The organism is Methanococcoides sp. DA23 (assembly GCF_057593895.1).
In genome coordinates, this window is record NZ_CM172520.1 from 1,134,985 (window position 1) to 1,157,225 (window position 22,241).

At 42.0% G+C, this 22,241-nt stretch carries 22 protein-coding genes and 1 pseudogene; 16 read left to right on the forward strand and 7 right to left on the reverse strand.

Annotation, left to right across the window (positions count from 1 at the left end; genetic code table 11):
• The first annotated feature begins 387 nt into the window (after positions 1-387).
• From AC20MK_RS05575 to AC20MK_RS05590, 4 genes are all read left to right on the forward strand, one after another.
• Entirely contained in the window at positions 388-771 is a 384-nt protein-coding gene (locus AC20MK_RS05575) for a DUF5830 family protein (protein ID WP_487356980.1), read from the forward strand.
• A 290-nt stretch (positions 772-1,061) separates the two neighbouring features.
• Positions 1,062-1,397, forward strand: a complete 336-nt coding sequence (locus AC20MK_RS05580; RefSeq protein WP_487356981.1) for a DUF1622 domain-containing protein — start codon at positions 1,062-1,064, stop codon at positions 1,395-1,397.
• Positions 1,398-1,618: 221 nt separating this feature from the next.
• Positions 1,619-1,990, forward strand: coding sequence for a class II SORL domain-containing protein (locus tag AC20MK_RS05585; RefSeq protein ID WP_487356982.1), 372 nt, complete (start codon positions 1,619-1,621; stop codon positions 1,988-1,990).
• 182 nt (positions 1,991-2,172) lie between these two features.
• Complete coding sequence (locus tag AC20MK_RS05590) at positions 2,173-2,724, forward strand: hypothetical protein (protein WP_487356983.1); 552 nt, start codon at positions 2,173-2,175, stop codon at positions 2,722-2,724.
• A 172-nt stretch (positions 2,725-2,896) separates the two neighbouring features.
• Here AC20MK_RS05590 and AC20MK_RS05595 read toward each other — a convergent pair whose 3' ends face one another.
• Positions 2,897-3,115: a hypothetical protein gene (locus AC20MK_RS05595; protein ID WP_487356984.1), complete on the reverse strand. Its 219-nt coding sequence runs from the start codon at positions 3,113-3,115 to the stop codon at positions 2,897-2,899.
• 410 nt (positions 3,116-3,525) lie between these two features.
• Here AC20MK_RS05595 and AC20MK_RS05600 point away from each other — a divergent pair, with 410 nt between their 5' ends.
• The 6 genes from AC20MK_RS05600 to AC20MK_RS05625 all read left to right on the forward strand — a co-directional run bounded on the left by AC20MK_RS05600 (position 3,526) and on the right by AC20MK_RS05625 (position 9,095).
• Positions 3,526-4,275 carry an ABC transporter ATP-binding protein gene (locus AC20MK_RS05600; RefSeq protein WP_487356985.1) on the forward strand — a complete coding sequence of 250 codons (750 nt, stop codon included), beginning with the start codon at positions 3,526-3,528 and terminating at the stop codon, positions 4,273-4,275.
• Positions 4,254-5,477, forward strand: coding sequence for a SufB/SufD family protein (locus AC20MK_RS05605; RefSeq protein ID WP_487356986.1), 1,224 nt, complete (start codon positions 4,254-4,256; stop codon positions 5,475-5,477). The genes AC20MK_RS05600 and AC20MK_RS05605 overlap by 22 nt, the downstream gene beginning before the upstream one ends.
• A 214-nt stretch (positions 5,478-5,691) precedes the next feature.
• Positions 5,692-6,618 (forward strand): glycine betaine ABC transporter substrate-binding protein, encoded by a 927-nt coding sequence (locus AC20MK_RS05610; RefSeq protein ID WP_487356987.1) that lies wholly within the window; start codon positions 5,692-5,694, stop codon positions 6,616-6,618.
• A 79-nt stretch (positions 6,619-6,697) separates the two neighbouring features.
• The gene (locus AC20MK_RS05615; protein ID WP_487356988.1) at positions 6,698-7,828 is read left to right on the forward strand and encodes an ABC transporter ATP-binding protein; all 1,131 of its coding nucleotides are present in this window, start codon (positions 6,698-6,700) and stop codon (positions 7,826-7,828) included.
• A 29-nt stretch (positions 7,829-7,857) separates the two neighbouring features.
• On the forward strand, positions 7,858-8,490 hold the full coding sequence (locus AC20MK_RS05620) for an ABC transporter permease (protein ID WP_487356989.1): 633 nt from the start codon (positions 7,858-7,860) through the stop codon (positions 8,488-8,490).
• Positions 8,484-9,095, forward strand: coding sequence for an ABC transporter permease (locus tag AC20MK_RS05625; protein ID WP_487356990.1), 612 nt, complete (start codon positions 8,484-8,486; stop codon positions 9,093-9,095). The genes AC20MK_RS05620 and AC20MK_RS05625 overlap by 7 nt, the downstream gene beginning before the upstream one ends.
• 414 nt (positions 9,096-9,509) lie before the next feature.
• Here the strand turns inward: AC20MK_RS05625 and AC20MK_RS05630 are convergent, their stop codons facing one another.
• The 4 genes from AC20MK_RS05630 to AC20MK_RS05645 are packed head-to-tail and all read right to left on the reverse strand — an operon-like array spanning position 9,510 to position 13,452.
• Positions 9,510-10,181, reverse strand: a complete 672-nt coding sequence (locus AC20MK_RS05630; RefSeq protein ID WP_487356991.1) for a uracil phosphoribosyltransferase — start codon at positions 10,179-10,181, stop codon at positions 9,510-9,512.
• Positions 10,178-11,374 (reverse strand): AAA family ATPase, encoded by a 1,197-nt coding sequence (locus AC20MK_RS05635; protein WP_487356992.1) that lies wholly within the window; start codon positions 11,372-11,374, stop codon positions 10,178-10,180. Before AC20MK_RS05635 ends, AC20MK_RS05630 begins: the two co-directional genes overlap by 4 nt.
• 12 nt (positions 11,375-11,386) lie before the next feature.
• Positions 11,387-12,460 carry a radical SAM protein gene (locus tag AC20MK_RS05640; RefSeq protein WP_487356993.1) on the reverse strand — a complete coding sequence of 358 codons (1,074 nt, stop codon included), beginning with the start codon at positions 12,458-12,460 and terminating at the stop codon, positions 11,387-11,389.
• Entirely contained in the window at positions 12,457-13,452 is a 996-nt protein-coding gene (locus tag AC20MK_RS05645) for an ankyrin repeat domain-containing protein (protein WP_487356994.1), read from the reverse strand. The genes AC20MK_RS05640 and AC20MK_RS05645 overlap by 4 nt, the downstream gene beginning before the upstream one ends.
• Before the next feature lie 414 nt (positions 13,453-13,866).
• Here AC20MK_RS05645 and AC20MK_RS05650 point away from each other — a divergent pair.
• The 3 genes and pseudogenes from AC20MK_RS05650 to AC20MK_RS05660 all read left to right on the forward strand — a co-directional run.
• Positions 13,867-14,049, forward strand: a pseudogene (locus AC20MK_RS05650) (IS5/IS1182 family transposase); the annotation flags it as partial.
• Between the two features lie 49 nt (positions 14,050-14,098).
• Positions 14,099-16,918: a DEAD/DEAH box helicase gene (locus AC20MK_RS05655; protein WP_487356995.1), complete on the forward strand. Its 2,820-nt coding sequence runs from the start codon at positions 14,099-14,101 to the stop codon at positions 16,916-16,918.
• Positions 16,919-17,038: 120 nt separating this feature from the next.
• Positions 17,039-17,614: a c-type cytochrome gene (locus tag AC20MK_RS05660; protein ID WP_487356996.1), complete on the forward strand. Its 576-nt coding sequence runs from the start codon at positions 17,039-17,041 to the stop codon at positions 17,612-17,614.
• Positions 17,615-17,737: 123 nt separating this feature from the next.
• On the opposite strand, the gene AC20MK_RS05665 is transcribed toward AC20MK_RS05660, so the two are convergent.
• Positions 17,738-18,418, reverse strand: coding sequence for a DUF169 domain-containing protein (locus tag AC20MK_RS05665; protein ID WP_487356997.1), 681 nt, complete (start codon positions 18,416-18,418; stop codon positions 17,738-17,740).
• A gap of 256 nt (positions 18,419-18,674) precedes the next feature.
• Positions 18,675-19,376, reverse strand: coding sequence for a DUF169 domain-containing protein (locus AC20MK_RS05670; protein ID WP_487356998.1), 702 nt, complete (start codon positions 19,374-19,376; stop codon positions 18,675-18,677).
• Between the two features lie 183 nt (positions 19,377-19,559).
• Here AC20MK_RS05670 and AC20MK_RS05675 point away from each other — a divergent pair, with 183 nt between their 5' ends.
• From AC20MK_RS05675 to AC20MK_RS05685, 3 genes are all read left to right on the forward strand, one after another.
• Complete coding sequence (locus AC20MK_RS05675; RefSeq protein ID WP_487356999.1) at positions 19,560-20,024, forward strand: NifB/NifX family molybdenum-iron cluster-binding protein; 465 nt, start codon at positions 19,560-19,562, stop codon at positions 20,022-20,024.
• 76 nt (positions 20,025-20,100) lie between these two features.
• Complete coding sequence (locus tag AC20MK_RS05680; protein ID WP_487357000.1) at positions 20,101-21,336, forward strand: cation diffusion facilitator family transporter; 1,236 nt, start codon at positions 20,101-20,103, stop codon at positions 21,334-21,336.
• 27 nt (positions 21,337-21,363) lie between these two features.
• On the forward strand, positions 21,364-22,218 hold the full coding sequence (locus AC20MK_RS05685) for an ATP-binding protein (RefSeq protein ID WP_487357001.1): 855 nt from the start codon (positions 21,364-21,366) through the stop codon (positions 22,216-22,218).
• The last annotated feature ends 23 nt before the right edge of the window (positions 22,219-22,241 follow it).

Consider the following 22,241-nt stretch of genomic DNA (forward strand, 5'->3'; position numbering starts at 1 on the left):
GTAAAACAGATTTTAGGTTTTAATTAGATTAGGTCTTCTAAATGAAATCATGTGTTATAATATTTGTGGCTTAATGGAAATTTAATTAGTCCCTCTGATATTTCATTGTCATGCAGTGCGAGTTGTCTTCCTCCTATCGACAATATTTGTATAACTGATCTTCCGATGAATCGCATGGATTGTTGTAGTGGATGAAACCTGTGAGATATTTCTTTTCAAGTGCAAGAATTCAATAATTATGTAAATATTTAATAACAAAAACTCCCTTGTATATGTTTGTACCAGATACACAACTTGATGGACGAAGACATATGTTCATTATTTACAATTAATGATAATAAAGCGGGATTCACTCCGTTCTATATGGCAAATGGATAAAGGGATGAAATGAAATATTCAAAGACCGTCCAGAAAGGGCTGGAATATATTGCAACAATTTGTGCAACTGAACTATCTCCACTTGAGATCAGAACACTATTGTCCAAAACAGTGACAAAGAACTATGATGTAGTGAACGATATAATGGAAGCTGCCAGAACGGAAGGAATTGTTGAAAAGAGGGATGGCACTTATCATTTCTGTCGTGAAGCACATGAACTGGAATTCTACAAGCCAAAAATAGTTTTCAAAAAAGAAAGCAGTAAATGTCGATGTTGTGGTAGGGCTATGAACGAATGCTGGTATATCGAACTAAAGTCTGGAATAATTGGTCCATACGGTTCCACATGTGTCAGAAAGCTGTACCTTGATCATCTATTTGAAGACGAGTGAAATCCAAATACTTTTAAGAGGTTTAACTGAATTCCATAATCAGCTTTTTTTGTGAATGCTTGGATCAGCATTAGTATTTCAAGATCTTAAGAAATTAAAATGCTTATCACAGTGTATCTATTGTTAATATCCGAATTATTGCAAATACAATTGGATCTTCCTTTATCTTCTAAGGTCAATTTGACTTTCATATACACAATGGATGTTAATTGCTGGATCAGATTCGAAGTTCATCAAACTTTAAGTAGAAATAGCGACATATTGCTAATTATTAGTAAGTGGGGAATTAAGTGGATACATATACGATCGTAGAGATCATATTGAGATCAATTGGCAGTTTATTCACAATGGTGGGAACGGTCTTAATAACGTACGGTGGCTTGAGATCAACGTACAAGTTGATCATGTTTGAGATATTTAAAAAGCAATACGAATATAATGAGATCCGAAGAGATCTAACTAATAGAATAATATTCGGACTCGAGTTTTACATAGCAGCTGACATTATTGAGACGGTGCTAGCTCCCACAACTGAAGAAATTATACTTTTGGGTGCAGTTGTAGGTATCAGGACTGTTATGGGATATTTCTTGGGTAAAGAAGCAAAAGAGTATCCTTTAGATTGAATCAACAGAATATTTTCAAAACAATGAACTGACATTCTGGATCACCTGGAGTGTCCAAATTAATACATTTTATTTCCCCGGAAACCTATTTTTCCAACTATTTTTCACACACATCTGTCAATTCTTCTCATTTTTGATTCTTTGATCTTATGACAATACCAAAAATAGCATATACCGAAGTTGTTAATAAAAAATGGGTATTATAGTTAAAAGGTGATTACATGAGTTTTAAAAATATTTTGAAAGGGGAATACACGGAATCTGAGAATGTGATGCTTGAAAAGCATGTTCCAACGATCGAGATCCTGAGTGGCCATGGCCGAGATGGGAATAACTTAGTTCGGGTGATCGTTGGCAAAGAGGTTGCGCATCCAAACACAATTGAACACCACATCGCATGGATCGAACTCTATGGTGTAAAACAGGAAGGAGCTACAGTAAATCTTGGCAGGATGGTCCTTAGTCCGGGTAATACTATACCGGACGTTAGTTTCAAGATCGAAAACATCGAGGAATTTAAGTCATTCTGTGCCCTTGAATACTGTAATGTCCATGGTGTATGGGAAGGGACTCTGGATCTAACTGATCTCTGATAAAGTCCACTTCCATAGCAAAAGTTATTTTGTTGAGTTTTCGAGACTATTCTCGATAAAGGCAATATCACTTTTATCTATTTCATTTGATTTTTATCTTTTTTTAGATAAAGTCGAAAACCTTTTTTATAAGTTATTTTATTTATTACTTCCACAATAATGTCACTGGGGAGTAAAAAAGAATGCTACACTTAGAAATACGCAGACATTTTCTACTAATATTTCTCATTCTTTGCTTTACTGCTCTGGTATATAGTAATCTCCCTCTTGATAGTAACCCAACGATCAACTCCGTACAACAGGAAAACCAAACTATCGAGGATATCCTGTTTGATGAAATATCCTTGGCACTCGATGGTTCTGAAGTCCGCATAACCGGAGTGAGCTACTATGAAAATATAGATTCCATTGTTATTGGATTTGAAAAAAAGTGGCTTTGTACTAATCCTGAAGTGAAAACTTCAATCGTTGATTCTGTTTTCACAGCTACTTCAGTAATTGTCACACATCCAGGGGAATTAGCCGGTAAAAAGATCGTTTTCACTGGAAGTGCAATAAGGCGGAATGGAATGGGGGATCAGAATATGGTAAAGATCTTCCAGACCGAGATAGCATTTGATGATGCTCTTTATGTTGATTGGGATGATTTCAACGTTCCTGGGGGGCAAAAGGAGCTTAAGAATGCCAGTTTCGAATATGTATGGTGGCATTCTGATCTTTCAACTGGAGCATAAGATATGCAGGTATCTTTCTGACACTTGTTCTTTATCATAAAAAAGATGAACAGCTTAAATATCTTATTTTACCTGCATCAATTTTGATCACATTTGCGAAACACTTTTCAGGAAGTTCTCTGTGAAGATCCCTTTATTTTAAATCAGCATAGGATCCACAGGCTTGCTGATCTTATTGCTGATCAGCAAGCCTGTTCGCTCCAACGAATTTGAAGAGCATGGCCCCAAATAAAGTGGTTATAATGAGAAAAAGAACTCTTTCTGTTATTGAAAGTGGTGCAAAGTTCGTTAAGAGAACACCGGTTACTAAAGTGTTGTGAATTTCTGCGAATATGCCCAAAGTCAAGTAAGATAATATTATAGTCCCAAATATAGAATATTCTATTTTCATGTGTGGTATCCCCATCAATGATTTCATGTATATTATTATCCAATCGATAACTTCAATATGAAACTCAACAGTCTCTAAAATTTATCTAATATGTTATAAACATTTCGATTTTAGACTGTTTGACATTTCCCTGGGATTATTACCAGTTGAAAGATCAAGAACCTTGAATTCGCAAAGAAAAATTATATATCTTATCGAACGCAATTTCACGCCGTTAACATCTATTCAAAACCTTTATGTTGAATGTGTTTTAAGTCTAATCTGCAATTAATATCGATAGACGTAAGTATTAGACACGTATTCTGATTTGCAAAACGGTCTACATTTATTATCTGTTAACAATCTGTGAAGTCTGGAATTCTTGTACTTCAATACGAAAAAGAGATCTCTTCAAAATGATCGGAGGAAATATGCTCGAGATAAAAGATCTTACAGTAGAGATTGGCGGAAGGAAAATCCTTAACAAGGTCAATCTCAAAGTGGAACAGGGCAGCACGACTGTCCTTTTTGGCCCAAATGGTGCCGGCAAATCTGCTCTTCTCATGACGCTTATGGGATTTAGCGGTTATGATATTGTGGGTGGACAGATATTGTTCAAGGGAGAGGATATCACCCACCTTCCAGTGAATGAAAGGGCAGAACGTGGTCTTGGGATCATGACACAGAGACCACCCAACCTCACCGGTGTTAAACTTAAGGATCTGGTAAAGGTCATAAGCAATGAACACAGCCTTGACACCGAAGCCGCTTCTAAGAAGCTGGATATGGAACGCTTCATGGACAGGGATGTGAATGTCGGTTTTTCCGGCGGTGAGATCAAGAGGTCTGAACTGTTGCAGCTTTCCGCACAGAACCCATGTCTTTATCTGCTCGATGAACCGGAATCAGGTGTGGATCTTGTGAGTATCGAAGAGATCGGTACGACCATCGATGAGCTGCTCTCAAGCAGGTCGAAATGTTTTGTTGACCATCACAAGAGAGGAAATTCCGCACTTATTATAACACATACAGGTCAGGTTCTCGATTACGTTGAACCGGACGTGGGATACATACTCTGCAATGGTACTGTCATGTGCAGAGGCAATCCGCGTGAAATGCTCAAGGAAATAAAAGCACAGGGATATCAGGAGTGTATAGAATGCAAAGTGGCACGTCTCTAAAGGAAAGGGCTGAGAAGGCCATTGAAAAATCTGCGATGTATGGAGAGGATTTCGACCTTAACGAATTCGAGGTTGCTGCAAAGGAAGTTCCACAAACAGAGGATCTTGAGGACCTTGATGATGAGTTCAAGCAAACGCTCCTGAACGTTGGTGTGTTGACGGATGAGAAGGACCGCTCAGGCAGTTTCTTGATGCTCGATAATGCGGTTTCCCACTCTTCACTTAAGGACCCCAACATCGAGCTGATGTCACTTCATGAAGCCCTGGAAAAACATGATTGGCTCAAGGATTATTCCTGGAAGCTTGTCGCAGTGGATGCTGACAAGTACACTGCAAAGAGCTATCTTGAAAATGCTAACGGTTATTTTATCCGTGCACCTGCCGGACAAAAAAGTTCCATGCCTGTGCAGACCTGTCTTATGATGGGCCATAAGAACGTTACACAGACCGTTCACAACATCCTTATCGTGGAAGAGGATGCAAAGCTCGATGTCATTACAGGATGTACCACCAAAAAGGGTGTTGAAAGGGCAATGCATCTTGGTATCTCAGAAATATATGTCAAGAAGGGCGGTGTTCTGAACTTCACCATGATACACAACTGGGCGGATGATGTCGGTGTCAGACCAAGGACAGTTATCCATCTGGAAGAGGGGGCATCTTTCGTCAATAATTACATCCTGCTAAAACCCGTAAGGTCAATTCAGTCCTATCCGACTGCGATACTTGATGGGGAAGGAGCATTTGCAAGGTTCCATACCATAGCCGTTGCTCATCCGAATTCAGAGCTTGACCTTGGCAGCAGGGTCCTTTTCAATGCACCAAACACAAAGGCTGAACTGATATCAAGGACTATCACAACAGGTGGTAAGGTCATTGCCAGAGGCGAAATGGTGGCAAATGAACCGCATTGTAAGGGTCACCTTGAATGCCATGGTCTTGTTCTTAAGGATGGAGGTACACAGCTTGCCATTCCGGTCCTTGAAGCGAACGTGGCAGATGTGGAACTCACTCACGAAGCTGCTGTCGGAAGGATCGCCCGGGAACAGGTAGAATACCTGATGGCACGCGGTCTTTCAGAAGAAGATGCAGTGGGAATGATCGTCCGTGGTTTCCTCGATGTTGGTATTACAGGTCTTCCTGAAGAGCTGGCAAAGGATATCGATGATACTATTGCACAGATCGGAAAGGATGCTGTCTGATAAGCATCCTGTTCCTTTTTTATTTGGATCTTGGCCCTTATAAGGGTCTTTCTTTCTTCTTTTTATTGTTCTTTGAAGCTACTGTTAAAACGAATCTTACTCCTTTTATTATTTTCAAGTAATTTATCACTTTTTGGTTGATGCATAGTGAAAATAAATTGCTGACAACCAAATGTATAAATATTCTAAAGTTCACTTTGTGAAGGGGTAAAATATGAATTGGAAAATTCTACTTGCAACGTTTGTTGCTTTAGCTGTTATTCTTAGTGGATGTACAGAACCTGCTTCTGATGATACAGAAGTGGAGAAGGGAACTGTGGTCATAGGTTCAAAGCTGTTCCAGGAATCATACATCCTGGCTCACATGGCCGGTATAATGCTTGAAGAAGCAGGATACGAGGTCGATGTTAAGGAAGGCCTTGGAGGTACTTTCGTAAATTATGAGGGTCTGAAACAGGGCAGTGTGGATGTATATGTTGAATATACTGGTACTGCATACAGCCAGATACTTGAAGAGCCTGCTCTTGAAGTCTGGGACCCGGAAGTCGTTTACCAGAAAGCTGAAGAAGGTCTGAAGGAAGATGGAGTACTGGTAGTAAGCGATCTTGGTTTTGAAGATGCCTATGCACTTGCAGTGAAAGAGCAGTGGGCAGAGGAGAACAATGTTGTCACAATAAGTGATCTTGAAACCCATGCACCTGATCTGATAATCGGCACTGATCCTGAGTTTGCACTTCGTGAAGACGGTCTTCCACGCATAAGCACTCTCTATGGATTTGAGTTCAAAGAGGTTAAGCCAACAGTTGCTACACTCATGTATGAGGCTATCAAACTCGATGAGGTCGATGTCATCTCAGCTTATACTACAGATACAAGGAACGAGTTATTCGATCTTACGATACTGGAAGATGACATGAATGCATTACCTCCATATGATGCGATCGTTGTAATGTCTGCTGAATTTGCAGAAGCAAATCCTGATGCTGTTGCGGCTCTTGAGAAACTGGATGGTCAGATAGACACAGAGACCATGAGAGGTCTTAACTACCAGTTCGATGTCGAAAAGCGTGAGGCTGAGGACATTGCCAGGGACTTTTTAATAGAGAATGGATTGATAGGAACTGAATTGGCAGAGGAGTAATTTCCTCTTCAATCTATTTGGTTCATATTATCTTTCTTTTTTTATAGCTGAAAAACAGCTTTTTAATGTGAGATCTATTATGCCATCCAAAAGGTTATTCGACAGGATCGATTCGATACAGATTCGTGGTGTGACGAAGAAATATGATGACAGGTTTGCTATCAATGATGTTTCTATTGATATTGAAGGTGGGGAACTGGTAATTTTCATAGGGCCCAGTGGGTCAGGAAAGACCACCACACTCCGTATGATCAATCGTTTGATAGAACCTGATTCAGGAACCATTCTCATCAATGATAAGGATATCATGGAACTTGAACCGGTCGCTCTTCGCAGGAACATCGGTTATGTCATACAGAATATCGGGCTGTTCCCTCACATGACCATTGCCGAGAACATTGGTCTTGTTGCCAAGCTGGAAGGCTGGGACGAGAAAAAGATCAAGGACAGAGTAGAATATCTCCTTGATTTTGTTTCCCTTCCTGCCGAGATGTTCATGGATAGATATCCCCATCAATTAAGTGGTGGACAACAGCAGAGGGTCGGACTTGCAAGAGCACTTGTGATGGACCCTCCTCTTTTGCTCATGGACGAACCCTTCGGTGCCCTTGACCCTATCCTAAGAAAACAACTTCAGGAAGAGTTCTGTGAGATCCGGGAAAAACTGGGAAAGACCATAATCTTTGTAACACACGATATCGAGGAAGCTTTCAAGCTCGCTGACAGGATCGCGATAATGGATGAGGCAAAACTTGTTCAGATAGGCACAGCTGAAGAATTGATCTTCCATCCCGTAAACGAGATGGTGGCAAGCATTGTGGATACCAGTAAGAAGTTCAAGCACCTTGATACATTGAAAATAAAGGACCTTATATCCCCTCTTGAGTGCATGTATGTCCACGATGGGTCCCTTGATGTTGAGAGTGCTATTAGTTCCATGATAGAGAAGAACATAGAGATCGCTGTGGTTTCTAATGGTTCGGGTCCGCTTGGTATTGTAAAGCTTATAGATCTCTTGCGTATGGATGATAAGGAGAGCAAGATCGTAGATCATGTTGTTAAAATTCCTTCATTTTCCAGAAATGAACTGCTTTCATCCTCACTGAAAATAATGCAAAAGGATGGACATTCCATGGCCTTTGTCCTGACCGATGGAAAACTAAGCGGTTTCCTGTTTCCAAATGATGCTTTCAGTCAGGTAATTGGATAAGGAACACAAAAGGGGTTGATTCTCTGTTATTGTCTGATCTTATTGAAGTCTGGGAAACTAACTCATTGACATTGCGTACCATCGAGCATTTGACGATGTTCAGCATTGCCATAGTTCTGGCTTCCATCATAGGTGTATCTCTTGGATTGTTCCTTTTCTCCAGACCAAGGATAGCACATCCCATGCTCAATCTTTTAAATCTTGTAGAGACCATACCCGACATTCCATTATTGGTTCTGCTATTGCCTATATTCGGGCTTGGAAGAGACCCTACCATTGTGGCATCAGTACTTTATTCCCTTTTACCCATTACACGAAATACCTATACCGGTCTTAAAGAAGTGGATCTCAAATATGTTGAGATTGCACGTGCAATGGGACTATCCGAAAAGGATATTTTGTTCAAGGTCAGGATACCTCTTTCTTTACCTATGATCGTCGGAGGTTTGCGTATAGCTCTTGTTTTTACCATGGGTGTTGTAACACTTGGTGGTCTCATTGCTGCAGGTGGACTTGGAGCAGCCCTTATTGCCGGAATACAGCTCTATAAGATAAACACGATCCTGGTAGCCGGTCTCTGGACGGGGTTGTTAGCTGTCATCTTTGACGGGCTTGCCGGAATTGTTGAGAAACGCCTTCAGAGGAGGTATGGTATATGGTAACTCTTGAGACTATACTCAGCCATACTGCTGACCACATGGTATTGGTGATTATGACACTGATCATAAGCATTCTCATATCCATGCCTCTTGCATTTGGTTCACTTTACAACAAGCGTTTTGGTTATGTGGTGACCAAGTTCGCAAATCTTGCACAGGCGGTCCCAAGCTTTGCAGTTGTTGCTATCGTGGTCCCTCTTATGGGAATCGGTTTCTATCCTGCCGTGGTGGCGATATTACTTCGTGCATTGCTTCCCATAATCAAGAACACGTATATCGGGCTTTCAACGGTAGATCCATCAATGCTTGATTATGCAGACGGTATCGGGTTGAACGAATGGCAGATCCTGCGCTATGTTCGCCTGCCAAATGCTTATCCCGCTATCTTTGCAGGTATTAAGTTCGCTTTTATCCTCATCAACAGTATTGCTATCCTTACTGCATATATCGGAAGTGGTGGCCTTGGCGAGCTTATATTCCAGGGACTGGTCGCGTTCAATAATGAGAAGATCCTCGCAGGTGCTATTCCGGCTATTCTGATAGCGATAGCATTTGATATCATATTTACCAGGATCGAAAAGAAGCTAACACCTCATTACAGAAAATGAGCTTTTGAGATTATCTTTTACTGGGTATGTAGAAAACCTCTCAAAATCAATATCTATGGGCTGAAATTGTGATTATATTCCAATATCATGTAACACATTCCATTATTTTTTAAATTGAATTAGTTTCCGAATATCGAGGATTTCTACAGGGTCAAAATTTTATCAATTTATACATGCTGAAACCTTCCTATTTAATTTTGAAACAAGGTCTTCTATTTCCGAATTTGAATTTAAGATGCCCTCGATTTGCACGCTATCAGAAGTTCCTTGACTCGATCCAATTGAAGGCTCCTATTTATGCATTCTAATGCCTCTCCAAGTTGGTTCTGTTTCTAAAACATATAGCCTTTTGTGAAGAGAGAATCGGCATGATCGAGCCTATAATGCAATACTTTATCGATGCATTTTATTACTTCAGTTAGCTTGTTTTGCGTTATCAGAGCAGAACTCTTCCTGGACAATGCAACCAGAACGCGCAGTTTGAATATAAAGTACATTGCCAAAAAGTCGGTTACCTGTATCTGTTTTTCCTTTGCCAACATAGAAATTTTCAGAAATTCTACAGGTAATAAAGCAAATATTTTCACATTCTGCAAAGGACGAACGTGCAAAATCAACTTGCATTACCTGACAAACCACTGTGAGACTTTTGCAGGGTGGCAGTGCCTGAATCACTTTCTCAACGGACTTACCGGTATTGATGACCGAATCAACAATTACAACATTCATTTCATTGAGTTGATATTTCGAGACAAGCTCATTGATCTCTGTTTTTTCATGAATGAATTCAAGTTGTGAACATGAATCAAGAATATCTCTGAAACCATCTGCAACATAGAGGCCTGACCGCATCATCGTTAGGATAAGAGTGAACTCATGTGGTGCAATATCAAGACCTTGTCTCACTCCTTGGACATGCTCTATTTCGACTGGTCCCAGGTCCAATCCATTCACATATTCGTAACTGAGCAATTGGCCTTGTCTGCGATGAATCTCTTTTAATTGAACAGGGCTGAGGTCTGCACGGCGGGATTGAGTTGATAAGATCTTAATTGCATTGCTACTATTTTCGAGATTGATGATCATTTTGCTACCTCCACTTTTGTTTGGCGTATATCGATAACTGACAAATTCTTGTGATCGTCAAGGTAATCGAAAAGGTCATCTCTTCTTTTTTTCCCTATGACCACTACTGCTTGATGTGCACTTTTCAACATCTCTGCATCTACCATTGAGTCACCATAAGCAATTACCTCTGCTCCGTTGTTTACCAATGTCCTTACAAGAGCTGCCTTTTCCTCATTACTCACAATGGTTTCACTCGATGCGAGATTATTGCCACCTATTACTTTTACGTTAAGACCATATCTATTCGCCACTATTTTCCATATTTCCGGAAAACCAGATGTTATCCAGACAAGAGTTCTGTTGATGCTGTGTTGTTTCAGAGTATCCAGGATGACAGGGTCCAGGATTATTGACTGGGCAGTCCGATCGATAAAATCCTGCATTTGTTCAGATGGTATCTTTGAATAGTACTGAGCAACCTCGAAAAACGATTCGAAACAATAATCTCCTCTCTTTTCAAAGATGGAACGAATAGTTTCACTTTCAATGTTATCCGAACTTGTCAAATAATCGAGGCAATCACCAGCAAACAGTGTGCCGTCACAATCGAATACCGAATACGAACTACCCATGTTAGGTTTTAGTTCTTTACACAATTCAGAGATATTCGATTGTGCCAGGATCCTGTAAAATTCCACATGTCTGCTATCAATGTCAGACGACGACAATATGGAATAAGGTATGTTTCGTTTTCTGCATATTGTTTCAAGTTCTTTACATTCGAGGTCCTGCCAATTTTCTAATTGTGAAACTGAATGATCTGTGCGTGTCCTTTGGGAATCTCGAAGACATTGTTCCTTGATCCTTTCAGCGTTTGATCTGATACAGAATATATGGTCATATACATCCCCATCTGCTTCGGTCCAAGCTATCTCATAGCTTCCATCCTTTTTAAGGAATGCATAATGGCCAGTCACGATTGTGTGATAGGGTGCCTGGCGATGCCTTGACTCAATCTCCCGAATGACAATTTCTCTGTATCGGTATTTCTCTTCATCACTCATTTTTTTGAATGCAGATATCCCACCAGGGATAATTTCATCCATTAAGGATGAGCCATCGACAATTTTGAAATTATTAGTGTATCTTTCAATTTTCCTGCATAGGGTTGTTTTTCCACAACCTGAGATTCCATATATAGCGATGATCATAGATGGCTCCTATCAATTTGATTTATTTTGAAAGCTGCAAAGGAAGTCTTGACGACTATTGCAACTGTATTTAGCTGTATTATGTTCGAGAAGGCAATCCCGAACACATTCGTTAGAAACGTTGCAAGAAAGGCAATCGGTCCTGTGTGGGATCTTGCTGTGCATATGTTGCTGAAGAATGTCGATCTCCTGCTCATAGTTTCCGAGCAGCCACTCACCTTTTCCGAACATTCTGCCGCAAGGGTACACATTTTTGCCCATGTATATCAGGAAATGCGTGCCTGCACCACAACTACCACCGAACATAGTACAAACGTGATCGGGTGCTCCTGAGAAGTTCCGCCTATACGCTTCCAGATTGCCAATTTCAAGATGTTTGAGATCAGCTTGATCCAGAATGTCTGCAACTGCAGATAGGAAACCATAGTAATCCTGGCAGGAGATGGATTCTATCCCTTCAGGAACATCGACCAATCGGTCAAAGATCACCTTGTTGAAGCCTTGCTCTTTCACGAAATCAAAATAGATGTCAAGATGATTCAGCAGATGTTTGTTGAGGGTCGTATTGATCGCCACATCGAATCCAGCCTCCTGCAAAATGGAAATACCTTTCATCGTTGCATCAAAGGTTCCTTTGCCATTATGGAAAAGACGATTTGCATCATGCATTTCCCGCGGTCCATCGAGTGAAACGCTGGGGATTATTCCGAGATGTTTCATTTCCTGAGCTATCTCAGGGGTTACCAGTGAAGCATTGGTCACTGTGTATAACTTTATACGTTCCTGCTTTGGGTGCATTTCCCGGAATTTTGACACTGCCATGGCTATTTCTTTCCAGTTAAGCAGAGGTTCACCACTTCCCACAAAGTTGATCTTGATCTTTTTTGTGAAATCGTATTTCTGGTGGTATTCGAAGCAGCGTTCCATTATGGATACTATTTCTTCTGCACTGAGAGGAGGTTCCGGAGACACACGGTTCTCAGGGTTGAAGAAATAGCAGTACCTGCATGCATAATTGCAGTGGCTGTTCACAGAAATGCAGATTCTTTCCACCATATCACATGTGGAATATATTTCGCAGTTCATCGAATATTATAATCTGTTATCATTCTTAATATTTCTGAATGGTTTTTCTCTTGAGCATGGTCCTGTGCAGACCTCCCATCCCGGTCACGTATCAGGAGGTCAATACCCGGTTGTTCGAGAAGATAGCGTGCAATATTTGTTTGTCCCTTAATCGCAGCTTTCATAATAGGTGTAAAACCGTTCCCATCAGCCTGGTTTATACTGATCTGCAGGTTTTTGGTCTCGAGAAGATACTTGACTATCTCAAAACGCCCATCCCATACTGCAATCAGCAATGCACTGTTCCCTTTGTTCTTTCCTTTGCCGAGGAGGCTGGGATCGGCACCGTTGTCAAGGAGATATTGAACTCCTTTGAACCAGCCTCTTTGTGCAGCATGCACATATGGCGGCATTGGGAATTTCCCGCTATCATATTTGTCAAGATCGCACCCCGGCAGTGACATACAGAACTTCATCTTCTCGAATTGCCTGGCCCGAACAAAATGAATAAGAGGAGTCAGGTTGTCCTCACCGATGAAATTCGGATTTATCCGATGTTCCTGAAGGAACGCTTCAGCGTCTTTGAACTTTCCTTCCTTTACCATAACGAACAGCTTCCTATCATCCTCTGTGGGAACATCCTTTGAATGCATCATCTCTTTCTGGAACGAAGCAAGATTAATGCAGTTCACACCCGCAGTCCTGGCAACCACCTGCAATCCTTCATCATCTGATACGACTGTGATCCGGCCAGTAGAAGTCGCACTTTTAGCTTCATTGATTATCCTTGCATCATTGTTGCATTCGTTGCCGTCCCTGGATCTGTCAAGCACTTTTATGTGATGAAAGTTGATGTGCTTGATAGAAAGCTGAGCATTTTCCTGATGCTCCGGAAACCTCTTCCTATAATCGAGTTCGCTAAGTACCGTGGGTGAGACAACAGCATCCCGATGGTAATCCCTAAGCAGAGCTGGATTCTTCAAAAGAACATTGGTGTCAAATAGGTATTTCATATAAATCGAATTCTCCCTGAGAGCAGTTACTGCTGCATCTTTCTCCTAAATATTAACTACTCAACGATGACAGTCAAAATTAATAAAGTTATTCATTATATTCAAAATATTATATACTTCTTAGTTTAAAAAGTTCTAACTAAATATTAGATTTTTAATGATGAAATTTATTAATATACATGCTATACCAAATCGAAAGATGATGTAAAAAAACAAGTTGTTTAAAGCGTATTTCTTACGCTAGTTTTGCATCAAAACACATAATTAAATGAGTTGCATGTAAACAAGTTTGGCTCTGTAGAAAACCTATTTTTCCATTTAATTTTCACATAAAATTTTAAACAGGATTATCCACTGAGTATTACTTAGCACAAGAAAACACAAAAGGGAAGATTGTGTTTTGTTTAACAAATTAGAAATCTGGTAGAAACGATGTTTTCTGTACTGAAAAGAAAATATGGTGAGGAAATTAAGGCAAAAAAGTACTGTAATCAACTATAAGAGATTAAATTCAAGGTATTAGTACATAACCTTGACAGATATGTCAGAGCTGTTTTTATTATTCAAATGAGGATTTCTACAAACCCCCTGTCCTGAGATTTTAAGTATAATCACGTGTTTTTACGGTTGGTTTTCATTAATGGATATGTCAGGAATCATCAAGATCATCAGTTCTTCACGTGGCTATGAAGGTCAGATAGTTCACGTAGAGAATATTTTGCCACGGGATGCGGAATTCGGTTCGGTCGAACTTAAACCTTTGATACGATATGCTCTTGCTGAGAAGGGTGTTAAAGAACTTTATACCCATCAGGCGGATGCTGTAAAGGAGGTGCTGGACGGTAAGGATGTCGTGCTTTCCACCAGTACTGCCAGCGGGAAATCGTTGTGTTACATGCTTCCCATCTTTGAGACATTGATGGATGATCCTAATGCCACTGCTCTTTATATTTCTCCTCTGAACGCTCTTGTGAACGATCAGCTTGAGAGCTTTGAGAAGTTCAGGGATTCCATGGGACTTGACCTCAATATTAACAAGTTCATCGGAACAATGCCCCCTGAGGAGAAATCCGCAGTGAAGTATGGGAATCCGCGTATCCTTTTTACAAATCCTGAAATGGTACATCTGAGCTTTTTACAGTGGAAGCAGCAGTGGAAAAAGTTCCTGTCGAACCTCAAATATATAGTTCTTGATGAGAGCCATACGTATAGCGGTGTTACGGGTATCAATATGGCCAACCTTTTGAGGAGGCTTAACCGCATTTGTGACCACTATGGTTCAAGTCCGCAGTATATATGCTGTACTGCGACCATTGGAAATCCAATGGAACATACTTCAGCCTTGATAGGCAAGGATGTTACTTTGATAGATAATGATGGTTCCGGCAGGGGTGCTCAAAAGTTCATGTTCTGGAACCCACCTCTTTATTCCCGCTCAAAGAACTTCACTGTTCGAAAAGCGAGCTTTGGTGATACTGTCAACATCTTCACCACCTTCGTCCAGAACGATCTTCAGACCATCGTCTTTACAAGGGCGAGGCAGAAGGTCGAAAAGATGTTCGTGGAGGCAAGGAACCAACTCGAAGGCCGAGGTGTCCAAAAGACCATAAGCTCTTACAGAGGCGGTTATTATGGCGATGAGAGGGAGGCCATAGAGAAGGGATTGTCAAGAGGTGAGATCGCAGGCGTGATATCGACTACGGCCCTTGAACTTGGTATCGATATCGGAGGTCTGGATGCCTGTGTTATCGATGGATTCCCGGGCACTTTGATGAGTGCGAGACAGCAGGCAGGCCGTGCAGGCAGGGGCAGCAGTGAGAGCATTGTTGTTCTGGTCGCGGATTCTAATGCTCTTGATCAGTATTATATGAGGAATCCGGGAGATTTCTTCGTTAAGGAATGCGAGCGGGCTGTCATCAATGTCTCGAATAGGAACATTCAGGCCGACCATTTGCTCTGTGCAGCAAAGGAGCTGCCTTTAAGGGATGAGGATGAGCGTTATTTCGGTGAGGAGTTCAAACGAATAGTCGCTGCCCTTGAGGAAGAAGGTCTACTTGAAGGCGGTTTTGAGAAGCGTTCCCTGGATGGCGGGACACATATGCGGGTCCATATCAGAGGCACTGATAGCAATGGTTATACTATCTTTGAGAAAGGTTCCCGCAAGCCCCTTGAGAAGGATATAGACAGGTTGCGGGCTTATCGTGAAGGCTTTAAAGGTGCTATCTACTTCAATAAGGGTACTCCGTATTGTGTGACGAAACTGGACCATGAGAAGCGTATCATTCAGGTCGAGAAGGCGAGAGATGCGTATCATACCAGGGCTCAGGTAACGTCTGATATTGCTGTGCGTGATGTCATAGATAGCAAGCCCCTTTCCACTTTTGATGGGGTCAGTGTTGGTTTCGGGTATGTGGAGGTCATCCAGCAGGTGACGGGATACAGGAAGCTCCAGCTTCGTTCTGAAAATGAACTTGGGAGGTTCGACCTTGATATGCCGGAGTTCAGTCTTGAGACCGAAGCTCTCTGGCTTGAGCTGCCTGATGGCCTTGTGGGGCTTGTGGAGGAACACGACAGGGATTTCAATGGCGGGATCCATGCCATCGAACATGCTCTGATCGCTATGTATCCTTTGCATTTGCTGGCTGACCGCAATGATGTGGGCGGTGTTTCAACTTCCGAGCATGGAGATATAGGCAATAGGAGCGGTATTTTCATCTATGATGGCCATGCCGGCGGCGTGGGCTATGCTGAAGCCGGTTATGCAAAGATCGAGGAGATGCTCGAGGTCACATTGAAGGCCATAGAGGGCTGCCCTTGCAAGGGTGGCTGTCCTTCGTGTATCCAGTCCCCCAAATGCGGCAATAACAATGAGCCCCTGGACAAGGATGCTGCAATAATGATCCTCAGGAAGATGCTTGGCAAACCTGCATATATTCCTCAGAGGACCCATCTGTCCGAGGTTGCAAAGCAGAGGAGCAGTGCTGTACCGGGTCGTGGAATTTCCAGACCGGTCAAAGCCGGTGACAGTCCTGCTGAAGCTTTGAACAGAGCAAAGAGGAAGCTTAAGAAGCAGGGATCAGGCAGTGCTGCCGAGTGGGTGAAACTGGGAGTTGCTGCCGGCAGGGATGAGAAGGACCATAAGAAGGCCTGTTATTGCTTTGATAAGGCTTTACAGCTGGAGCCGGACAATGTTACTGCTCTGTTCAATAAGGGCATCACCCATCTTCAGATGAAGATGTATCCTCTGGCATTAGAGTGCTTTAATCGAATGCTGAACATCGGTTACAGGGACAATGCCAAGGTGTGGAAGTGCAAAGGGGATTGCTTACGCATGCTCGATAACCGTGCAGGTGCCATTGAATGTTATAATGAGGCCTTGAGGTTGAAGCCCGATGATGTTAAGATCAAGCAGGCACGGGATAGTTTGAGGAAAATGGATAGGGCTTTGTATCCTGATGATATGTGAGAGTTGTATCTCACATCATCTATTTTTTTGCTTTCAAATAACCCCAAATCCAATCACAATATATTAATAGTCTCCACCTTATATTTTTTCTATATTCATTCTAAGTGGGGGGAATGATATTTGAAAAAACCAATTCTATTATTTTTGATCGGTATCGGTATCGCTATAGTGATATCAGGATGTGTGAGCCTGATTGGGGATTCATATAATTCGCCACCTCAGGAGGAGTTCTGGCATGGTCCGGGATACATGTATCCTGATCAGTACGACCGCTCCTTGCCTTCAAATGTCGCTTCACAATTCGATTCGAATGGTGAGCTGATATATTATACAGGGTATAATGATGAAGGGCAACTGATCCCGGCAAGCGGTGGTCCACACTGGCTATATGTGCATGGTGGCAGTTGTGTAAGCTGTCATGGAGTAAGTGGCAGAGGTGGTGTTCTGATAATGATGGGGACGGATATCCCTTCAGATATAAGGTACAGTACTTTAACTGCTGAAGATGATCATGCAGATGAAGTTCAGGATGCAATTGAACATGATGAACACCCTGCTTATACTGATGAAACGATAAAAGCAGCCATCAGGGATGGTGTCGAACCTGATGGGGAAGAGTTGGATTATACAATGCCAAGATGGGATATGTCAGATAATGATATCGAAGACCTCATAGATTATCTAAAAACACTCTAATTATTGCCGGTCTTGCATTTTTGCAAGGCTGGGTACTATTTTTATTAAAACGAGTTTATGTATAGATACGACATCAAAGACCGTTAGGATCCTAAAAATAGAATGAAAGAAGAGATGATCTTTTCAGAGCATCTCATTAACTGCTTCCAGAAGATCGTGGGCTCTCTCCACAGGGATTCCTATGATCATCTCGTCTTCTGCTATGTTTGCGAACTTTCTGCTGCCACCGCATCCAAGGGTTACGCTGACCTTTCCTTCCTTGTATGGTCTTACAACACCATCAGCACAAACACTCTGTATTCCTGCAAAGCTTGTTTCTACTCTGCCACCGTGCTTGTATATAAGAGCCTGTGAAAGCTGCATTACCTGCTTTGGTGTAGTGATTATTACAATTACATCAGGAGCAAATGTTGCAGTCTCAAGAGGTCCATAAACAGCAGCCTTGATGGAATTTGCATCTAATTTAGTGACACTTTCCATTGTGCGTCTTGCTGCATTGATAGTGTCGAAACGTTTAAGGTTGTAGTAGCTCTCGCCTGTAGCTAACTTCCTTGGCATTTCATTAAGTCCCATCATTGCGGAACCGCCTTTACATGCCTGCTCATCTGCGGTTGCATAGAACTCCCTGCCGGTCTTTCTGACCATGTCTACCATCTGACAGTGTCTTGTAGTCTCATCAAGCTTCTCAATGCCTTCAGGAATATCGCGTCCTTCCGGAATAAGAGAGACTGCAACAGGCTTTGTCTTAAGGTTGAGTTTTTCTGTGAGTATCTTACCGAATTCATTTAGCTCTTTGAGATCCATATTGATTCACTCCATACTTGTCATATATTTATGATCTGAACTGTATCTATCTACCGGTACAGTAGGTTTTTTACGGTTATGGTATAAATGTACACAACTGCTTATACTTAAGTATTTCTATTCATGGTTAGCACCGTTTACAGCTATCAGTTGTGCTTATTGTGGTTAAAAAAAAGGAAAATGATAGAGAATATTAAGGTATTTGATATCCCTGTAGGGAAATATGTATTCTACAGGGAATCATTATGCTTGATGTTTATGATCTCATCCAGTCGTTCCAAGCTCCAGCCTTCATTTCTAGGATATTGGTAATGTCCTCAAGCTGTTCCTCCGGAATACCGATAACCATCTCGTCGTCCTTGAGTCCTGCATTCTTGGCAGCACCATCACAACCAATAGAGATGTTAACCTCTCCGGTGGTGTATGGTGAACCGGTAGCATCGGCACATGTGGACTGGATCCCTGCAAAATTTGCAGTCATACGACCACCACGTCTATAGATCACAGAATGTGCGATCCTTCTGGCTACAAGTGTGTTTCCGATCACGATAACAACATCAGGTTTTGTTGGTGTGTTGTCCAGGGGGGCAACGATCGTTGCAACGGTTGATCCGGGTTCAGGTCTTGGCATGTTGTCTACAACACGTTTGGCAACACTCAGGGATATTTCCTTTCCAAGTTTATCGAAATACAATTCCCCACTTTTGATCTTGTCAGGATAGTCTTGCAATCCTATGGCTGCAGCACCACCTTTGCAGGCATGCTCATCCCTGGTAGCACAAGTGACCGTATCATTGAACCTGGCATCCTGAAGCATCTGGCAGTATCTTCTTGGGATCTCTATCTTTTGTAGATCTTCAGGAATATCCATTTCCCTTTTTAATAATGATATTGCTACTGGTTTCCCTTTAAGGTCAAGTGTCTCAATAAGCTTCTCACTCATTTTTGTATAATCCATGCTATTACCTCTGAAATTTTTACTTTTATCAAAGATAAAAATTTATCTATCTCTCTCTGATAATTACATATTCTATTATCTCTCATAGGTGGATAAATATATAATATCTATTGGAAATCTTTATATATTTCCTCTCATCTGAGTGTTATATAATAAAAAGAGACTTCCAAATGAGGAAATTATATGAAGATATGTGTAACAGCTAAAGGGAAAAATATTGATACAGAACTTGATCCACGATTTGGCAGGTGTCCGTACTTTGTCGTCGTTGATCCGGAAACTATGGAATTCAAAGCATTTGACAACCAAGCAGCTTCAGCATCTGGTGGAGCAGGTATACAGGCTGCCCAGAGTATTTCTAACAAGGGGATCGATGTTCTCCTTACAGGTAGCGTTGGTCCTAATGCTTTCCCGATCCTTTCCGCAGCCGGAATAAAGGTAATGGCAGGAGCCAGTGGGACAGTTAAAGATGCGATCCGCCAGTATAAGGAAGGTCAGTTGAATGAAACTGGCACTCCGACAGCACAGGCACATGCTTCTATGGCTGCACCCGGAAGAGGCATGGGTGGACGTGGCAGGTCTGGAGGGTCCGGTAGAGGTATGGGAGGTGGCGGTGGAGCCGGCAGGGGTGGGGGAATGAATCGTTAAGTTCAGAACATGAGGAGATCCCATAAGGGTTCATTTTTTCTTTTTTGTTGTCCATTAATTATTGGGGGAGTATAAGGTGGCTGTAAAGGAAAAACTTCGGATAGGTGCGAAGGCTTCAAAGAACTCTACCATTACACTGGTTTTTCTTGCAGCAATAAAAGGTATAGTGGGCTTCTATTCAGGAAGCTCTTCCCTTATCGCAGATGCAATTCACACATCAATAGATATCTTTACGTCCCTTGCAGTGTGGATCGGGCTAAGGCTAAGCCTGAAAAGTAGCGGGGAGCACTTCCCTTATGGTTATTACAAAGCAGAGAACCTGGTGGCTCTTTTTGTCTCAGTTCTTATCTTATTATCCGGAGTTGAACTTGTCCGTGGAGCCCTGGAATCTATAAAAAACCCTGTTGAGCTGGAACATCAGGGACTGGCGCTTGGAGCGGCTGTGTTCTCTGTAATTAGTATCTATGCCCTTTCACAGTACAAGTTCAAAATAGGAGGGCAGATAGGTTCACAGGCACTGATCGCGGATGCCAGGCATTCGTATACGGACGTATTCAGTTCCATGGTCGTTGTTGTTGCGATCATCGGTTCAATGTTTGGCATGCACTGTCTTGACAGTGCAGGTGCTCTTATTATATCGTTGATGATCTTCAAGCTCGGTATCACGACAGCAAAGGAATCAGCACTGACATTAATGGATGCATGGCTGGACAGGGATTCTATCGAACGTATCCGGCGTGCAGTGGACCATATCTCCGGTGTCAGCAAGGTTGATGAGATCAGGCTCAGAAGGTCCGGTCTTGTGGTATTTGGGGAGATGCAGGTAGAAAGTGCAGGAGAATACGACCTACAAATCGTGGAAATGCTTTCCGTTAAGATCGAAGAGGCGGTTAAAAGTGAGATCCCAAATCTTGAACATCTTTCAGTTGATATCAAACCCGGAAAAATATCCGTGCTTAGGGTGGCGATACCTGTAATGAAGCCGGATGGATTGCAGTCGAAACTATCCAGACATATCGGAAAAGCTCCCTATTATATTTTCATCGAGCTGGAAGACAACAAAATAATGAACTGGCATATTGGTGAGAACCCTGCTGCTGATCTGGATCGAAAAAGAGGTGTAAAGACAGCGGAGTACCTGGAAGAACGGGATGTCAACATTGTCATCGTAAAGGATATTGGAGAAGGTCCATTCCACAAATTCCATGACAGCTTTATCAAACTATTAGAGATGCCGGATGATGTAGAAGATGTTGAAACACTTATTGGAAAGATCCCTGAACTGAGAGTGATCAGCTCTCCTACAGAGTAATATCATTTAAGGATTGGAGACCCATACATGAAAATTTCTCTAGCAAGTGGAAAAGGCGGAACAGGCAAGACCACAGTAGCAGTTAATCTTGCACTCTCTCTAAAGGATGCACAGCTTTTTGACTGTGACGTGGAAGGACCTAATTGCAACCTGTTCCTTGGGTATGATCTTGAGAAAGTCGAGGATGTGAATGTTCTAAACCCGGTAATTGATAAGGATAAGTGTGACTTTTGTGGCAAATGTTCTGAGTTTTGCCAGTTCAACGCCCTTGCCGTTCTGCCTGAAGATGTAATGTTCTTCCCAAAACTCTGTCATGGCTGTGGTGGATGCAGTATTGTATGTCCAAATAGAGCTATCAGCGAGGTGGGCAGAAAAGTAGGAGTTATCGAGGGTTCGGTGAATGAAAGCCTCGTATTCTATCAAGGTATGTTGAATATAGGGGAACTCATGACATCACTTGTGATCAAAGTCTTGCAGGATCATATTGATACGAGTAAAACTGCCATCATCGATGCACCTCCGGGTACTGCTTGTTCGTTCATTGCCTCAGTGAAGAATGTCGATTACTGTATTCTTGTGACCGAATCGACACCCTTTGGGTTCCATGACCTGAAGCTTGCTGTTGATGTTATTAGGACTCTGGGAATACAGTTCGGTGTGGTGATAAATCTGTGCGATATCGGTGACAGCAGGGTGGAAGAATACTGTATCGAAGAGGGAATCCCGGTCTTGATGAAGATCCCTTATGATAGGGAGATTGCAAGGTTGTATTCGCAGGGAATTCCCTTTGTCAATGAAATGCCCGAGTGGAAAGAACGATTTGTCATACTTTTCAGGGATGTCACCTCTCTGTATGAAATGTGGAAATGCTCTGAACAATGATCAAAGGAAGTGATGTGGTGATG

What these genes read in the sequence shown, in the direction of transcription:
- AC20MK_RS05635 (WP_487356992.1), bottom strand. Translation starts at nt 11,374, where the DNA reads ATGATCATCGCTATATATGGAATCTCAGGTTGTGGAAAAACAACCCTA.
- AC20MK_RS05670 (WP_487356998.1), bottom strand. Translation starts at nt 19,376, where the DNA reads ATGGATTATACAAAAATGAGTGAGAAGCTTATTGAGACACTTGACCTT.
- AC20MK_RS05600 (WP_487356985.1), top strand. Translation starts at nt 3,526, where the DNA reads ATGCTCGAGATAAAAGATCTTACAGTAGAGATTGGCGGAAGGAAAATC.
- AC20MK_RS05645 (WP_487356994.1), bottom strand. Translation starts at nt 13,452, where the DNA reads ATGAAATACCTATTTGACACCAATGTTCTTTTGAAGAATCCAGCTCTG.
- AC20MK_RS05595 (WP_487356984.1), bottom strand. Translation starts at nt 3,115, where the DNA reads ATGAAAATAGAATATTCTATATTTGGGACTATAATATTATCTTACTTG.
- AC20MK_RS05575 (WP_487356980.1), top strand. Translation starts at nt 388, where the DNA reads ATGAAATATTCAAAGACCGTCCAGAAAGGGCTGGAATATATTGCAACA.
- AC20MK_RS05640 (WP_487356993.1), bottom strand. Translation starts at nt 12,460, where the DNA reads ATGAACTGCGAAATATATTCCACATGTGATATGGTGGAAAGAATCTGC.
- AC20MK_RS05665 (WP_487356997.1), bottom strand. Translation starts at nt 18,418, where the DNA reads ATGGATCTCAAAGAGCTAAATGAATTCGGTAAGATACTCACAGAAAAA.
- AC20MK_RS05590 (WP_487356983.1), top strand. Translation starts at nt 2,173, where the DNA reads ATGCTACACTTAGAAATACGCAGACATTTTCTACTAATATTTCTCATT.
- AC20MK_RS05615 (WP_487356988.1), top strand. Translation starts at nt 6,698, where the DNA reads ATGCCATCCAAAAGGTTATTCGACAGGATCGATTCGATACAGATTCGT.
- AC20MK_RS05625 (WP_487356990.1), top strand. Translation starts at nt 8,484, where the DNA reads ATGGTAACTCTTGAGACTATACTCAGCCATACTGCTGACCACATGGTA.
- AC20MK_RS05605 (WP_487356986.1), top strand. Translation starts at nt 4,254, where the DNA reads ATGCAAAGTGGCACGTCTCTAAAGGAAAGGGCTGAGAAGGCCATTGAA.
- AC20MK_RS05655 (WP_487356995.1), top strand. Translation starts at nt 14,099, where the DNA reads ATGTCAGGAATCATCAAGATCATCAGTTCTTCACGTGGCTATGAAGGT.
- AC20MK_RS05675 (WP_487356999.1), top strand. Translation starts at nt 19,560, where the DNA reads ATGAAGATATGTGTAACAGCTAAAGGGAAAAATATTGATACAGAACTT.
- AC20MK_RS05610 (WP_487356987.1), top strand. Translation starts at nt 5,692, where the DNA reads ATGAATTGGAAAATTCTACTTGCAACGTTTGTTGCTTTAGCTGTTATT.
- AC20MK_RS05630 (WP_487356991.1), bottom strand. Translation starts at nt 10,181, where the DNA reads ATGATCATCAATCTCGAAAATAGTAGCAATGCAATTAAGATCTTATCA.
- AC20MK_RS05685 (WP_487357001.1), top strand. Translation starts at nt 21,364, where the DNA reads ATGAAAATTTCTCTAGCAAGTGGAAAAGGCGGAACAGGCAAGACCACA.
- AC20MK_RS05585 (WP_487356982.1), top strand. Translation starts at nt 1,619, where the DNA reads ATGAGTTTTAAAAATATTTTGAAAGGGGAATACACGGAATCTGAGAAT.